Source organism: Paenibacillus alkaliterrae (assembly GCF_021532375.1).
GTDB lineage: Bacteria > Bacillota > Bacilli > Paenibacillales > Paenibacillaceae > Pristimantibacillus > Pristimantibacillus alkaliterrae.
Map to the genome: position 1 here is coordinate 32,015 of NZ_JAKGAP010000017.1, position 15,660 is coordinate 47,674.

General features: G+C 49.5%; 11 protein-coding genes. 10 read left to right on the forward strand and 1 reads right to left on the reverse strand.

Annotation, left to right across the window (positions count from 1 at the left end):
• Nucleotides 1-35 precede the first annotated feature (35 nt).
• The 10 genes from leuB to L1N85_RS09250 all read left to right on the forward strand — a co-directional run bounded on the left by leuB (nucleotide 36) and on the right by L1N85_RS09250 (nucleotide 14,420).
• Nucleotides 36-1,115, forward strand: a complete 1,080-nt coding sequence (gene leuB / locus L1N85_RS09205; protein ID WP_235237262.1) for a 3-isopropylmalate dehydrogenase — start codon at nucleotides 36-38, stop codon at nucleotides 1,113-1,115.
• A 145-nt stretch (nucleotides 1,116-1,260) separates the two neighbouring features.
• Nucleotides 1,261-1,809 carry a peroxiredoxin gene (locus tag L1N85_RS09210; RefSeq protein WP_235237263.1) on the forward strand — a complete coding sequence of 183 codons (549 nt, stop codon included), beginning with the start codon at nucleotides 1,261-1,263 and terminating at the stop codon, nucleotides 1,807-1,809.
• A gap of 236 nt (nucleotides 1,810-2,045) precedes the next feature.
• The gene (locus tag L1N85_RS09215) at nucleotides 2,046-2,462 is read left to right on the forward strand and encodes a hypothetical protein (protein WP_235237264.1); all 417 of its coding nucleotides are present in this window, start codon (nucleotides 2,046-2,048) and stop codon (nucleotides 2,460-2,462) included.
• A 133-nt stretch (nucleotides 2,463-2,595) separates the two neighbouring features.
• On the forward strand, nucleotides 2,596-3,411 hold the full coding sequence (gene sigI, locus L1N85_RS09220) for an RNA polymerase sigma factor SigI (RefSeq protein WP_235237265.1): 816 nt from the start codon (nucleotides 2,596-2,598) through the stop codon (nucleotides 3,409-3,411).
• A complete protein-coding gene (locus L1N85_RS09225; RefSeq protein ID WP_235237266.1) occupies nucleotides 3,408-4,739 on the forward strand; it encodes an anti-sigma factor domain-containing protein in 1,332 nt (443 codons plus the stop codon). The genes sigI and L1N85_RS09225 overlap by 4 nt, the downstream gene beginning before the upstream one ends.
• 205 nt (nucleotides 4,740-4,944) lie before the next feature.
• Nucleotides 4,945-6,318, forward strand: coding sequence for an ATP-binding protein (locus tag L1N85_RS09230; protein ID WP_235237335.1), 1,374 nt, complete (start codon nucleotides 4,945-4,947; stop codon nucleotides 6,316-6,318).
• Nucleotides 6,319-6,387: 69 nt separating this feature from the next.
• Nucleotides 6,388-7,905, forward strand: coding sequence for a leucyl aminopeptidase (locus tag L1N85_RS09235; RefSeq protein ID WP_235237267.1), 1,518 nt, complete (start codon nucleotides 6,388-6,390; stop codon nucleotides 7,903-7,905).
• Nucleotides 7,906-8,233: 328 nt separating this feature from the next.
• Complete coding sequence (locus tag L1N85_RS09240) at nucleotides 8,234-11,149, forward strand: 2-oxoglutarate dehydrogenase E1 component (protein WP_235237268.1); 2,916 nt, start codon at nucleotides 8,234-8,236, stop codon at nucleotides 11,147-11,149.
• 6 nt (nucleotides 11,150-11,155) lie between these two features.
• Nucleotides 11,156-12,385 carry a 2-oxoglutarate dehydrogenase complex dihydrolipoyllysine-residue succinyltransferase gene (gene odhB / locus L1N85_RS09245; RefSeq protein WP_235237269.1) on the forward strand — a complete coding sequence of 410 codons (1,230 nt, stop codon included), beginning with the start codon at nucleotides 11,156-11,158 and terminating at the stop codon, nucleotides 12,383-12,385.
• A 193-nt stretch (nucleotides 12,386-12,578) separates the two neighbouring features.
• Entirely contained in the window at nucleotides 12,579-14,420 is a 1,842-nt protein-coding gene (locus tag L1N85_RS09250; protein ID WP_235237270.1) for a PAS domain S-box protein, read from the forward strand.
• Here L1N85_RS09250 and L1N85_RS09255 read toward each other — a convergent pair.
• Nucleotides 14,415-15,638, reverse strand: a complete 1,224-nt coding sequence (locus L1N85_RS09255; protein WP_235237271.1) for an MFS transporter — start codon at nucleotides 15,636-15,638, stop codon at nucleotides 14,415-14,417. The two genes, L1N85_RS09250 and L1N85_RS09255, sit on opposite strands and share 6 nt — an antisense overlap.
• Between the last annotated feature and the right edge of the window lie 22 nt (nucleotides 15,639-15,660).

A 15,660-nucleotide genomic window follows, 5' to 3' on the forward strand; every position in this document is an offset into this window, starting at 1 on the left:
AATAGATTGAGAATGAAGAGGAGTGTTACATACAAATGTCCGACGTAAAAAAAATTGCAGTTATTGCCGGCGACGGTATCGGTCCCGAGGTTGTAGGCGAAGCTCTGAAAGTGCTTAAAAAAACCGAGGAGCTGTTCGGCTACCAATTTGAAACGGAGCACGGATTGTTCGGCGGAATAGCAATCGACGAGAAGGGCACGCCCCTGCCGCAGGAAACGCTTGAGCTTTGCAAACGCGCAGATGCGGTATTGCTTGGCGCAGTTGGCGGCCCGAAATGGGATAACAATTCGAAGGAGCTTCGTCCGGAAACGGGCTTGCTCGGCATCCGTAAAGAGCTTGGCTTGTTCTCGAACATTCGTCCCGCAACAGTATTCGATTGCTTGAAGGAAGCTTCGACGCTAAAACCGGAAGTGCTTGAAGGTACGGACCTGATCGTGGTTCGCGAATTGACGGGCGGCATATACTTCGGTGAGAAGTTCCGTCGCGAAGGCGTGCACGGCGAAGAAGCCGTTGATACTTGCGTTTACAATGTACAAGAGATTGAACGAATCGTTCGTCAAGCCTTCGAGATCGCAATGACTCGCGGCAAACGCCTTGCTTCCGTCGACAAAGCCAACGTACTGGAGACATCCCGTCTATGGCGCGAAGTCGTAAACCGGATTGCGCCGGAATATCCGGAGGTCGAGCTGGAGCATGTGCTGGTTGACAACTGCGCGATGCAATTGCTTCGCCGTCCTTCCAGCTTTGACGTTATCGTAACGGAAAATATGTTCGGAGACATCCTTAGCGACGAGGCGGCGATGCTTACCGGCTCGATCGGCATGCTTTCCTCTGCTTCGCTAGGCGAAGGCAGCTTCGGTTTGTACGAGCCTGTACACGGCTCGGCGCCTGACATCGCAGGTCAAGGCATCTCCAATCCAATCGCAACCATTCTTTCTGTTGCGCTGATGTTCCGTCTAACATTCGGCTACCATGAAGCGGCAGCGGCTATCGAAGCGGCCGTGAAGGAAGTGCTTGATGCAGGACATCGTACAGGAGACATCGCTGTCGATAAGAGCAAAGCGATTGGAACGACTGAGATGGGCGATTTGATCGTAGCGGCAATTAAAAAATAGATTGTTAATTATAATTATTATAAAAAAGTAATAATTATAATATTGACTTCATTATAGACTAGTGATACTATTTACTAGGTAAGTCACATCTATGAAGTGACATAAACAAAATAAATTTTCGGATAGGTCAAGGAGGTTTTCTATAATGGCAGAACGTTTGGTAGGCCGCCCGGCTCCGGATTTCTCTATGGAAACGGCAACAGGCAACGGCCAAGATTTCGGTACGGCAGCTCTTTCGGATTACAAAGGCAAATGGTTGGTCTTGTTCTTCTACCCGCTAGATTTCACTTTTGTATGCCCGACTGAAATTACAGCATTGAGCGCAGCTGCTGCACAATTCAAGAAGCTTGACACTGAAATTCTTGGCGTAAGCGTGGACAGCAAACATAGCCACCGTGCATGGATTAACACACCGGTGAACGATAATGGACTTGGCCAATTGGAATTCCCTCTTGCTGCCGACATTACGAAGAGCGTTGCTCGTGACTACGGCGTATTGATCGAAGAAGAAGGTATCGCGCTTCGCGGTCTATTCATTATCAATCCAGAAGGTGAAGTGCAATACCAAGTCGTTAACCACAACAACGTGGGCCGCAGCGTTGAAGAAACGCTTCGTGTATTGCAAGCTTTGCAATCCGGCGGACTTTGCCCGATCAACTGGAAGCCAGGCCAAAACCACCTGGTTGCAAAATAATAAATTTTGCACTGATAACAAACAAAACCCGTGCCGCTCGCTGGCACGGGTTTTGTTTGTTATCAGTGCTGTCATACATATCCTTATTGAAAAGCAGGAATTTCGGGTATGTAAAGCGAATAACTTATACTTAGCAAGAAACCTAAGAAGACACTTACGATTAGCTTTGGATCCGCAAGCCTAAGCATACGCTTACGAAGCAGGTTGCATCCGCAACCTTTAAGGAGGGTATCGTCATGAGTTTTTGCTGTGGAGCTAGTATGATTGGAACGAAGGGGACGTTAAAGCATTTTCGTACTCATATCCATAATGTGCCAATCATGTTCTGCCCGGTTTGTCACCGCGTGGACATTCATTATTTAATCGAGAATGAATATGAAATATTAGCCGAATATGCGCATGGCGACGGTGCGGCTGAGGTTGATTTTCAAGAATACGTGGACCAGGAAGGTAAGGCGCTGCTGGAAAACTGCGTCAATCATGAGAATGAAGATCCGATGGCAGTGGTTCATAGTCAAATCGATATGGCGCTTGACCTGCTTAGCTTCGCCAAGCAGATTGAGGATGCGGAATGGCAGCAGTTATTGAAGAAAAGGCTTGTCATGCTGGGCAGCAGAAGAAACAAGCTGCAGCAGCGCCGGACGTCCGTTTAAGCTTTTACAACGAATTGTGAGCCTCCTTTTCGGGGGCTTTTCTTTTTGTTGCAACATTCCGAGATGTTCCAGTAGATGTACCCCCTTAACCGGATATACAGAAACGAATCCTACTAATAGTGAGGTGGAGCGGTTGTTACTTGTATTGTTCAAGCGCTTCCTGCGGAAATCCGTTTCCTCAGAAGCAGAAGAGAGCGAGCAGAAGCTGGCTCCCGAACAATGGGTTGCTCGAATTCGTCAAGGAGACGAGCTGCTTCGCGAGCAGTTCATAGCAGACTACAGACCTTATATATTGAAAGTAACAAGTCGATTTTGCAAACGGTACATTGATCCGACTAGAGATGATGAATTCAGCGTGGCGCTGTTGGCTTTTAATGAAGCGATCAATCAATACGCCAGCCACGCCGGAAAATCATTTATCGGATTTGCTGAAACCGTCATACGCCGTCGGCTTATTGATCATGTCCGAAAAGAACAAAGGCATTCGCAGGTGGTACCATACAGCATGTATGATTCTGAGGATGATGAGCAGCCGCATTATAACTCGATCGAAACCAAGCAAGCGATGTCCGCCTTCGAGGTGAAGCGAACGGAGGATGAGAGACGTCTTGAAATAGGAGAGCTCAATCAGGAGCTGAACCGATTCGGAATCTCTTTCGCGGAGCTGGTCGAGCATTCACCGAAGCATACGGATTCCAGGAAACTTCTGATCGGAATCGCACAAACGCTGGCGACCGAATTGAATATGCTGGATTCGTTAAGACAAACGACCAAGCTACCTGTGAAGGAGCTTACCGAGCTTTGCGGCGTTTCCCGCAAAACGGTGGAAAGAAACCGGAAATACATCATAGCCATTGCACTTATCATTTCGGGAACATATCCTTTCATGCATGATTATTTGAATATATCTGATGACCAATTTGAAATGAATCGGGAGGCGAGCAAATGAAACGCGGAGTCGTATTGAGTGTCCATAAGCAGCATGCTGTTGTTATGACAGCTGATGGCCAATTTTTGCGAGCCCCTATTTCAGGCAAAGCGCAAATTGGCGAAGAGATTACGTTCGAAGAGGAATATAAGCTTATCCGCACATTTAAGCCGGTTTATTGGTATTCCGGCGCTGCGGCCATCATTTTGCTGCTGCTTCCATTGCTTCTATTCGTTCAGCGTGATGCCCATCCAGTGGTCGCTTACCTGAGCATGGATATTAATCCGAGCGTAGAGATTGGCGTGGATGGGGAAGAGAAGGTGCGAGAGCTTCGTGCGCTAAATGAAGACGGAGAGCTGATCATTCAAGGCTTACTCTACGAAGGCGTGAACGTGGAGACGGTAGCGTCTTCGATTCTAGAGAGGGCTAAAGGCTCACATTATTTGGATACGCCAAACAAAGATATATTTATTACGAGCGTGCTGCTTGGAAATAGTGAAGATCTCAAACTCGATTACGAGACTATTTTGGCGAAAAAAGTCGACGATGCCATTCGCGGCTTATTGATAGAGCTTTCTGCGGACTCCGCCAGTGCAAATGTGACTACCTTGTCCGTACCAAATGAAGTGCGTGATGCAGCAGCCGCTAATGGCATATCCGCAGGTAAAATGGTCGTTTATTTGATGGCGAAAGAAGAAGGATATAAGCTTGAATTAGAGCAAATGCAGCAGCATTCCATTGATAAAGCAACCGAGTCGATTGGAGGAGTTATGACTATCGTAAAAAATGCGGAGGATACGAGCAAGGAGAAGCTGAAGGAGCTGGTTGCACGCGAACAGAAGGAGAAAAAGAAGGAGCAGAAGGACGATAAAAAGTCCGATAAAGCAAAGCCTTCATCTACTCCTAAAGTGAATAAACCTGTTAAGGCCGAGAAGCCTGAAAGACCCGATAGCAATGGAGCGGATAAAGCCAAAAAGACTGATAAGCCTGTAACAACGAGCACGCCAAATGATAATAAGAAGGGCGATAAGGATCGTCAAAATGACCGAGACCGACCGGATGACGACGACGATAACGACGATAATGATGATGAAAATGATGATGATAAGCGTACCGATTACAACGATGACGTTCGCCAAGATGGCCGTAATGATAATGATGACGACGACGATGATAATGACGACGATGAAAATGATGATGATGATGAAAGAAATGATGATCGAGATCGTCAAGGAGATAATGATCGGGACAATAAGCGCAGCTATGACAAAAAACGAGATACCGATCGCGGCAAGGATGAACGTGATGATGGCAATGATCGTGATGAAAGAAAAAGCAGGGACAATTAGAACTAGACCGCACTCTCATTACCCTTGTACGTACAACTTTAAGCGGAGTGGTGCTTGGGGCCTAGCTGAGTTAAGGGATGTCTTTCAGCCTAATTGTTACACAAATTTCGACAGGATTTCCGATTGACAATGGTTGTAAACTCCCCCTATGATTAGTATTAACTATTACCGTTTGTCTATAGATGTTGCCGGGGAGGAGTACATGATGCAGGCCATTCGAAAGCGCTATTTCCCGGCGCTTGCCGAGTATATCCGTAGTGGAAAAGAAGCGTCCCTGTTTCATGCCAATGAGCTTGGCAAAGAGCTTTATGGTATTAATCCGGAGGAAATTATCGCAGTGCATGAGGAGTGCATCCAATCGTTAGCCGCGAACGTGGATTCGGAGGAAGCAATAAGGCTATACAACCGTTCATTCGTTTTCTTAATGGAAATTATGGTTGCCTGCCACTTCCGGCTGGAACCTGACCTATCGACCGAACAGAAGTTTACAGAAATGCGCGAGATGCTGTTCCGTTCCAACCGATCCTTTGAAATGGTCAAAAATAAATATGAAAATGTATTGCAGCATATGGACAGCGGAATTGCCTTGTTTGACAGCGACGGCATCTTATCGTTTATTAACGTACAGATGGCCAAGCTGTTGGACATTCCTCGTAAGACGTTAATAGGTTGCAACATAAGGGAGATATTAAGGCACCCGCAGCTTACGGTCAGCGCCAAAAGGACTGTGCTCAGGCTGTACAAGGAAATGTTTCTCATGCATAGCCGTTATTATGAGTTTCAGCACAAGGATGGCAAACATCTATTGGTGACGGTTACATATGGAGATCAATTAGACGGTGATTTCTTATTCAGCGTCAAGGACGTATCCGAATATAAGCAAATCGAACAGACCGCTCTCCAAAATGACAAGCTGGCCATGCTGGGGAAAATTGCCGCCGCCATTGCCCACGAAATACGCAACCCGCTCACTAGTATCCGCGGATTCATTCAACTGCTGCGTCCGTATTTGCTTGAAGTGGGCAAAGAGGAATACGCACGTATTATTTTGACGGAAATCGACAGGGCTAATGATATTATTTATGAATTTCTGAATTCGTCCAAGCCGTCAGCTCCGATGAAGCAATTAGTGTCGATCGAACATCTGATCAAGGAAGTTGTATTATTGACGGAGAGCGAAGCTTTAATGCGGAATTGCGAGATTAAGGCAGAGTGCTACTGCGCGGAAAATCTCGTATCAATTGACGTGAAGCAGATTAAGCAGGTTATCTTAAATATCGTCAAAAATTCGCTGGACGCCATAGAAGAGGTGCACGGCGAACGCAGGGGCTTGATCGAAATCATTACCCGCCGCGAAGGGCAGTTCGTCGAGATTTTGATAAAGGATAACGGCAAGGGGATGGAGAAACCAACGATGAACAGGCTGTTTGATCCGTTTTTCACGACGAAGCAAACAGGCACGGGTCTCGGATTATCGGTCAGCTATCGAATCGTTCGAAATCATAACGGAACGATTCGCGTAGATAGCCAAGCAGGTGTCGGGACGGAGTTCATTATTTATTTGCCATTAGCCGAATAAAGGATTAGAATCGGGGTAAAAGACCCCGATTTTTTTGATTTCAATTATTGAAAGCGAGGAATGCCAAAGATGAGTGTTCAATTTACATATGGTGTTCGCGGCGAAGACCAAGCTGCTTCAGACGCCGTTATTCGATTCGTAAGCAAAGAGGAGCTTTCGCAAGGAAATGCGGTAACGCAAATTGTGCAGCCGCAAATCGATGAGGCGATTAGAAGCTTGTATGCAAGAGGCTTGTTCAAAGCGGAAGCGGAGCAAACAGAAATCGTTTCGACCCTGGGTCTTTATCCCGCCGCTCATATTGTGTTTGCAGGTTATGAGCAAGGAGGAAGCGTAACCAGCTTGCGATTAGCGGCATCGGCGGCAGCCAAAGCGTTAAAAAAGCTGAAGGCCGGATCGGTGCAGGTCATTTTGCCTGAACCGCTGCTGCAGCAAGCTGTTTCCGGTATCGGGGCGGAGCAGGCTGCTCAAGCCTTAACGGAAGGACTGCTGCTCGCGCTTCATGTGCGCCAGCCGCTCGAACGGGAGCAAAAAGAGAGATTTACGCTGCAGGACGTTACATTTGTGCCGCAAGGAGCAGCAACCTCGGAGGGGGAGTTATGGGAGAAAGGGATATCAAAAGGGAAGCTGTATGCGGCAGGCGTTAGCTTCGCGCGAGACCTGACGAACCTTCCCGGCAATGATCTTACGCCGGAGCGTCTTGCTTATCATGCCGAGGAGCTCGCGCGCGAGCTTGATTTGGAAATCGAGGTTATAGACGAATGGAGCGCGGCAGAGCAGCGGATGGGCGGCTTGCTTGGCGTCGGTCAGGGAAGCATTAATCCGCCGCGGATGATTGTCATTCATTATAAAGGGGATCCGGCTTCTGACGAAGCATGGGGACTGATCGGCAAAGGCATCACGTTCGATACGGGCGGCATTTCGCTCAAGCGATCGGAGGGCATGCAGGAAATGATCTCGGATATGGGCGGGGCGGCAGCCGTATTGGGCGCGATTCGCGTTATAGCCGAATTGAAACCGGCAGTCAATGTCATTGCGGTCATTCCAACCGCAGAAAATATGCCGTCCGACCGGGCGCTTAAGCCTGGTGATGTGCTGCGTACGATGAGCGGCCATACGGTAGAAGTAGTCAACACGGATGCAGAAGGCCGGCTTGTGCTGGCCGATGGTCTTACAACAGCAATTACGCGCGGCGCGACAAAGCTTGTTGATGTGGCTACCTTGACTGGAGCAGTGATGGTAGCGCTAGGTTACGAAGCGACGGGAGCCGTTACGAATAACGACGACCTGCTGAAGCAGGTGCTTCACGCATCCGAACGCGCGGGCGAGCGCGTTTGGCAGCTGCCCGCGTATCCGGAATACAAAAAGCTGATCAAAAGCGATGCGGCGGATTTGAAAAACAGCGGCGGCAGATATGCGGGAACGATTACCGGCGGACTGTTTATCGGTCATTTTGCCGAAGGGCTCCCTTGGGTTCATCTGGATATCGGCGGAACGGCTTGGCTAGATTCGAGCAGGGGCTGGGAGCCAAAGGGCGCTACAGGAGTAATGGTTCGAACATTGATTGAATTGATCGTAAACCAAGAGTAAGCAGAGCGGAGACCGTTGCCGATCAAAACAGACGTGTTATGATGAAATACGGCTCGGAAGAACAATCAATGCTTGAAATGGATGATATCGATGCCAAGATGATTATAGAAGGCAAGCGTTATATGTACTAAAATATAAAGAAGTTACAGAGCTGTGTCTTGCATGCAGCTGATGTGCTTCTTCTTTTTATGGTAAGCTATAAGAAATGATTAGGTTTTTAATTAATATTTCTTATATATGAGAAGTGCAAGACTGCGTGTATGTATGATGAGGCACGCCATAGAAAATAATAGGATGGCAATGAATAGAGAGGGTGGAATTTTCTGCAATGAGCATCCATGATGAGCGAAATCATTCGCCTTGGCAAAGCTACTATGGTCCCAATCTCGGGTATGTGCAGGAGCAATACGAACGTTTTTTGACCGAACCGGATTCTGTTGAGATATCGCTTCGCGAGCTGTTCGTTCACTTCGGCGCACCTCCCTCCGTATCGCTTGGAGCAAATTCAAACGCATCGGTGAAGCCGAATCCTCAACAGGCAGTCGCAACCGCTGCTGTCTCAGGTTCGATTGATGCAAATATGTTGAAGAAGGTCGTGGCTGCACATCAGCTGATGCTGAACATTCGCAGATACGGCCATTTAGCTGCGGATATCGACCCGCTTGGCTTCAGCCCTGAGGCCGATACGAAGCTGCTTGAGCCGGAAACCTTCGGATTGACACAAGCGGATTTGACCGCTATCCCGGCATCGCTTATTTGGGATAATGCACCAGCATCTATTTCTAACGGCTGGGAAGCTATTACCCGCTTAAGAGAAATTTATACGCGCTCCGCGGCTTATGAATTTACACATATTCATGATGAAAATGAACGCAATTGGCTGCATAAACAAGCGGAATCCGGATCATTTCCTGCTCCGCTATCGGCTAGAGAGCGCTCCGCGCTGCTGGAACGGCTTATGGAGGTTGAATATTTCGAAAATTTCCTGCACCGCACATTCGTCGGTCAGAAGCGGTTCTCCATTGAAGGCGTAGATATGCTCGTACCGGTATTGGATGAAATCGTTCGCGCTGTCGCGCATGACGGGGCGAGCAACATACTTATGGGGATGGCGCATCGCGGACGTTTGAATGTACTTACGCATGTCCTTGGCAAGCCTTATGAGAAGATTTTTTCCGAATTCCATCATGCTCCTAACAAAGAGCTTATCCCTTCTGAAGGCTCGATGGGCATTAACTACGGCTGGACGGGCGACGTGAAATACCATCTGGGAGCCGACCGCGCCGTTAAGGAAGGCGAAACGGTTCGCGCAAAGCTTACGCTTGCGAACAATCCAAGCCATCTTGAATTTGTTAACCCTGTGGTAGAAGGCTTCACGCGTGCCGCGCAAGAGGATCGGAGCAAGCCCGGTATGCCTGAGCAGGATTTGGCGAAGGCCGTTACGATTTGTATTCACGGCGACGCTGCTTTCATCGGTGAAGGCATTGTAGCGGAGACCCTCAATTTCAATAAACTGCAAGGCTACCGCAACGGCGGCACGCTTCATATTATTGCGAACAACCGTCTGGGTTTTACGACGAACAGCATCGATTCCCGTTCGACGCATTACGCAAGCGATCTGGCCAAAGGCTTCGACATCCCGATCGTTCACGTCAATGCGGATGAACCGGAAGCATGTCTCGCAGCCGTTCGCCTGGCTTGCGAATACCGGCTTCGCTTCAACAAAGGCTTCGTCATCGATTTGATCGGCTACCGCCGCTTCGGCCATAATGAGATGGACGACCCGGACGTAACGCAGCCGCTTATGTATACGAAGGTTCGCAATCATCCTACGGTCAGCGCGCTGTACGGCGAGCAGCTTAAAGGCGAGAAAGCCATTACGGAGGAGCAGGTTGAGGGATTGCGTCAGCGTACGAACAGCAAGCTTCAGGCGGCTTATGACGCCATGAAAGCCAATGAAGGCAAGCCGAGAATTCGCGAAGAGCAGCAGCTATCCATTGTTCCTGCTATTGAAGAAGCTCGTACGGCAGTGCCGTTAGAGACGCTGCGCGATATTAATTTGGAGCTGCTGAATCGTCCGGAGGGCTTTACGGAATATACGAAGCTGCAGCGTATTTTGCAGCGCCGCGCTTCCGCCTTGAATGATGGCGAGAAGGTAGATTGGGCGCATGCGGAGACGCTTGCGTTCGCGACGATTCTAGCGGACGGCACGCCAATTCGTCTAAGCGGACAGGATTCAGAGCGCGGGACGTTCGCGCATCGTCACATTATGCTCAACGACAATGCAAACGCGGCAAAGTTCTCGCCGCTGCACATCCTGCCGCAGGCGAGGGCATCCTTTGCCGTTCATAACAGCCCATTGTCGGAGACGGCGGTGCTGGGCTTTGAATATGGCTATAATGTATTCGCGCCGGAAACATTCGTGATTTGGGAAGCGCAGTATGGCGATTTCGCCAACGTTGCGCAGGTTATTTTCGACCAATTCATTTCAGCAGGCCGCGCGAAATGGTCGCAAAAATCGGGAATCGTAATTTTGCTGCCGCATGGCTATGAAGGCCAAGGACCGGAGCATTCAAGCGCAAGGCTTGAGCGTTTCCTTCAGCTCTCGGCAGATAACAACTGGACGGTCGCGAACCTGACGACGTCCGCGCAATATTTCCACTTGCTGCGTAAGCAAGCTTCGCTTCTTGGAACCGAGCATATGCGTCCGCTAGTGCTTATGGCGCCGAAGAGCTTGATTCGTAATCCGCGCGTCGCATCGCATGGCGTTGAGTTCAGCGAAGGCTCCTTTAAGCCGGTGCTGCCGCAATTCAGCCTGACGGAGCCGAAGGAGAAGAAAGATAAAGTGAAGCGCCTGCTGCTGTGCACAGGCAAGGTTGCGGTTGATGTCGAAGAGGCGCTCGCTTCTGCGAATGCGGAAGAGTACGAATGGCTTCGCGTAGCAAGAGTCGAGCAGCTATATCCGTTCCCGCAAGCGGAAATCGAGCGCATCGTGAAGCAGTTTGATAAGCTGGAAGAAATCGTATGGGTGCAAGAGGAGCCGAAAAACATGGGTTCGTGGTTCTTCATGGAGCCGCGCCTGCGGGCCTTGGCGCCTAAGAAGGCTGCTGTCCGTTATGTCGGCAGACCAGACCGCTCCAGTACGGCAAGCGGACACCAAGAGGTGCATGCCGCTGAGCAAAAATGGATCATAACGACGGCTTTGAACGGCAATCCAGTTGAAACAAGTTTGATAAGGGGGTAGTAACTAATGGCTGAAATTATCGTACCAGAATTAGGCGAGTCCATATCAGAGGGCACGATTACGAAATGGTTTGTGAAGGAAGGCGACTCCGTCAACCAGGGAGATGTCCTGCTGGAGCTTGAAACGGATAAAGTAAATATTGAAATTAGCGCGGATAACAGCGGCGTAGTTTCCAAAATCGCCAAGCAAGACGGGGAAGTCGTTCTCGTCGGCGAAGCGATCGGATCGATCGGCGCTGCAGCGGCAGGCGGAGCATCCGCTCCGGCTGCTCCGGCAGCAGAACAAGCAACTCCAGCCGCTTCGGCAGCTCCGGCAGCTCCGGCCACACCTGTTGCACCTGCTGCTCAGCCATCCGTGCCGGCAAGCGAGGGGCCGTCGGCAATTATTGCTTCGCCGGCAGCACGCAAGCGTGCCCGCGAGCAAGGCATTGATTTATCGCAAGCTGCCGGACAAGCACCGGCACCTGCGGTTGCGAAGCCTGCAGCCTCGGCTCCGATTAAGCAAGCCGATTCTGCCGGCGCAAGCAAGGATGCAAAGCCGACTGAGCGCAAGCGCATGTCACGCCGTCGGATTACAATTGCAAACCGTCTTGTGGAAGCGCAGCGTACGGCAGCGATGCTGACGACGTTCAACGAAGTTGACATGACCGCGATTCTTGATTTGCGCAAACGCCGCAAGCAAACGTTTTTCGAGAAAAACGATGTAAACCTCGGTTTTATGTCCTTCTTCACGAAAGCGGTAGTCGGCGCATTGAAGGCATTCCCTCTGCTTAATGCGGAAATCGACGGCGAAGAAATCGTCGTGAAAAAATTTTTCGATATCGGCATTGCCGTATCTGCGAAGGAAGGCTTAGTCGTACCGGTCGTTCGCGACGCAGATCGTCTAAGCTTCGCCGAGATCGAGAAAAACATTGTAGACCTTGCCGGTAAAGCAAGAGCGAACACATTGTCGATCGCCGATCTTCAAGGAGGAAGCTTCACCATCACGAATGGCGGCGTATTCGGCTCCCTGCTGTCGACGCCAATTCTAAACACGCCGCAGGTTGGTATTCTCGGCATGCACAAAATCCAGGTGCGTCCGGTAGCTATCGATAATGAACGGATGGAAAACCGTCCGATGATGTATATCGCATTATCCTACGATCACCGTATCGTTGACGGAAGCGAAGCGGTACGTTTCCTCGTAACGGTTAAGGAGCTTCTTGAGGATCCAGAGCAGCTTCTGCTGCAAGGTTAATAGAAGGTTTATCGTTAAGACTGCTTTTCGAGTAGAGATTTCTATTCGAAGGCAGTCTTTTTTTTGCAGCCGTGGACATTATATTTCAGGAGCGCATTGTTTTTTTGCTTTAAAGTGTAGTAATTTGCAGGAAGACGAGGAATCGTGTTGAAAGTAAAAGAAGACAATGCTGATCATGATGAGGTGGGGGAACATGATGAATGTAGATTGTAATGTCGTACAGTTGAAGGAAAGTGAAGAGAGATATCAGCATCTCGTTCAATTGTTGCCTGATGCGCTTATTGTATTTAATGATGATCATATCGTATTTGCCAATGCCTCTGCGTTAAAGCTGATTGGCGTAAATCGGCCGGAGGATATTATTGGACAATCCATCTATCGTTTTGTGCATCCGAGATATGTGAACGAAATGCCGGCTCAAATTCAATATTTGCTCCGTGAAGCACATCCGACTTATTTTGTTCATACAAAGCTCATTCGTACGAACCGTGAGCCGGTAGACGTTGAAATGAGAGCGGTTGCAGTCAAGTATGACGGCAAGCCATCCGTACAGCTTATTATCCGCGATATCTCTGATCGTAAGCGGATGGAGGCCTCGCTGGACGAAAAGGAGTATTTATATAAAAGCTTGGTTGAGAGCGTAGTTGCTGGCGTATTCGTCGGATATGGCAACAACGTAGTTTTCTGCAATCCTTGTTTGGCGGAAATGTACGGTTATACAGTGGAGGAGATGCTCACGCTGGCGCCGCACGAACTCCTTGACGGGAACGAGCTTATTAAAATAAAGAAAAATATAAGGGATGCTATGGTCAACGGAAAAAAACAGTTTCCGATTAAATGCAGAGGCATTAAGAAAGACGGCAGCACCATCTTCTTAGAAGGAAACGGCACTATTATCATGTTCAACGGGCATCTTTCCTTGCTTGGCACGGTGCAGGACGTCACCTTCAAACATGAGCAGGAGTGTATGCTGCGAGACAGCGCCAAGCTGTATCAGAAAATGATAAAGTTCGTGCCGGAGCCGATTGTCGTGAGCGATGAAGGAATAGTCGTTTATGTGAACAAGCTCGCCATGCAGATGATTGGAGCGTGCGAGGATTCAGAAGTAATCGGCAAGAGCGTATTTCAATTTATTCATGCATGCAAGCATGAGCGGGTTGTTGAAACGATGAAGCAGGTCATGTCCACGGATGATCCGACGCCGTATCAGGAACGAGTGATCGTCTGTCCCGACGGCCGGCTTCTGGATGTAGAAATTTCGAGCATACGGATTAATAATTATATGGGCAAGGATGTCATACTCAGCGTTATTCGCGATCTGACGGAACGCAAGCGATCGGAGGAAATGCTCGTCCGCTCCGAGAAGCTGTCCGTAATCGGCCAGCTTGCGGCTGGGGTAGCCCATGAAATCCGCAATCCGCTTACAGCGCTGAAAGGCTTTACGCAGCTGCTGAGAAACAAATACCCGGAGCAGCAGCATTATTTTGAGATAATGGCTGCGGAAATTGACCGAATCGCTCTCATCGTAAATGAATTCATGACTTTAGCGAAGCCGCATTTCTCACAGTTTAACAGCGCTCAGCTTGAGCCTATCCTGCAAAGCGTTATACACATTTTGGAAACCCAGGCGATCTTGCTGAACGTAACGATCGTCTTTCAGCACGAGGAGCCGCTGCCGGTTGTCTATTGCAATGAAAATCAACTGAAGCAAGTGTTTCTGAATGTCATTAAAAATGCGATCGAAGCGATGCCGGAGGGCGGCGAGGTTGTCATACACACGGAGCAGACGGATAACGGAGAGGTGCAAATCCGGATCAAGGACGGAGGTCCGGGCATACCGGAGGAGCTCATCAAAAAAATCGGAGAACCCTTCGTGACCACAAAAGAGAAAGGGACGGGACTCGGTCTCATGATAAGCACACGCATTATCGAAGCGCACCGGGGGACGCTCCAAATTAGCAGTGTGATCAACGAAGGGACGGTCGTTCAAATTAATTTGCCGGTTCAGGAGCTGACGGCGGTTGTAACCTCATGAGGCTGCAGAAGCCGTTTCTACCGAGGCAGCTCTGAGCCGTTTGCGTTTATGGTGAAGCGTGAAGTAAATGACGGACGACAAGGCGATAATAAGGGCACAAAGAACATACATGGCGCTGTAACCGTAATGAGAAGCCAGAGCCCCAAGGGAATAAGAACCTATACCGTATCCAAGGTCAAACAGTAAATAAAAGGTTGCAGTAGCAAGTCCGCGACGCTCTGGTGGAACGGCTAATACGGCGATCGTTTGATAGCAGGGCAGCAAGGCACCGTAGCCTAAGCCGATGATGGCGCCGGATACGAGCAGCAGAACAGGCGAATGGGCTTGGCTTAGCAGCAGCATGCCTGCGGCAAATATCGCAATGCTAGGGTAGACGATCAGATGCTCCGAGGCCCGGTCCAGCAATTTGCCGACGATAGGCCTCGGCAAAACGATCATAATGCCGAAGCAGACGAAGAAATAGCTGGCATACTGATCAATGGCTTGCTCATGGGCATAGACGGACATGAACGTGACTAGCCCGCTGTAGGCAAAAGCGACGGCGAATCCGCTCAGCGCGATGGGTACGGCTTTGCGTTCCACGAGGTCTCGCGGGTGAAACTTTGATTTGACCGGCGAAGACGGCTGCCCGGAAGATTCTGCTTGCGGCTGAGTGGATGGACGTTTCGTAGAAGCGCCAAGCACGAAGGCTAGCAAGGAACATAACGCACACATGGCTAACATAGCCGTAAAGCCGCCATGGGTCGTAATGGTTAAGCCTGCGAACGGCCCGATAACCATCGCGAGGCTCATGAATAAGCTGAAGTAGCTAATTCCTTCCCCTTTGCGATGTTCCGGGATAATGCCGATCGCGGTTGTGTTCGCAGCTGTAGTCGCGATAGCGAAGGTGCCGCCATGCAAGAAACGAACGAGCAGCAGCATCGCATAACCGAAAACGCCTAAATAGGCGACGGAGAGTAATAAATACAGCAGCAAGGATATCGATACGATTCTCCTTTCGCCGTACCTGCCCATAAGCTGACCGGCAAATGGGCGAAGCAGCACAGCCGCAATGACGAATACGGTCATAGACAAGCCGGCTTGCGTATCCGAGCCGCCCAGCCCTTTCGTCACATATACGGAAAGAGCCGTTGCCATTGTGTAAAATGCAAAAAACAGAAAAAAACTGCTTAAACAAATTTTGATGAAGTCCGCGCTCCACAATTTGTTGTTATTCACTTCGATGTTCCCCTCTCGGATG

Coding starts and splice junctions, on each gene's coding strand:
- leuB (WP_235237262.1), top strand. CDS start 36: ATGTCCGACGTAAAAAAAATTGCAGTTATTGCCGGCGACGGTATCGGT.
- L1N85_RS09210 (WP_235237263.1), top strand. CDS start 1,261: ATGGCAGAACGTTTGGTAGGCCGCCCGGCTCCGGATTTCTCTATGGAA.
- L1N85_RS09215 (WP_235237264.1), top strand. CDS start 2,046: ATGAGTTTTTGCTGTGGAGCTAGTATGATTGGAACGAAGGGGACGTTA.
- L1N85_RS09225 (WP_235237266.1), top strand. CDS start 3,408: ATGAAACGCGGAGTCGTATTGAGTGTCCATAAGCAGCATGCTGTTGTT.
- L1N85_RS09230 (WP_235237335.1), top strand. CDS start 4,945: ATGCAGGCCATTCGAAAGCGCTATTTCCCGGCGCTTGCCGAGTATATC.
- L1N85_RS09235 (WP_235237267.1), top strand. CDS start 6,388: ATGAGTGTTCAATTTACATATGGTGTTCGCGGCGAAGACCAAGCTGCT.
- L1N85_RS09240 (WP_235237268.1), top strand. CDS start 8,234: ATGAGCATCCATGATGAGCGAAATCATTCGCCTTGGCAAAGCTACTAT.
- odhB (WP_235237269.1), top strand. CDS start 11,156: ATGGCTGAAATTATCGTACCAGAATTAGGCGAGTCCATATCAGAGGGC.
- L1N85_RS09250 (WP_235237270.1), top strand. CDS start 12,579: ATGATGAATGTAGATTGTAATGTCGTACAGTTGAAGGAAAGTGAAGAG.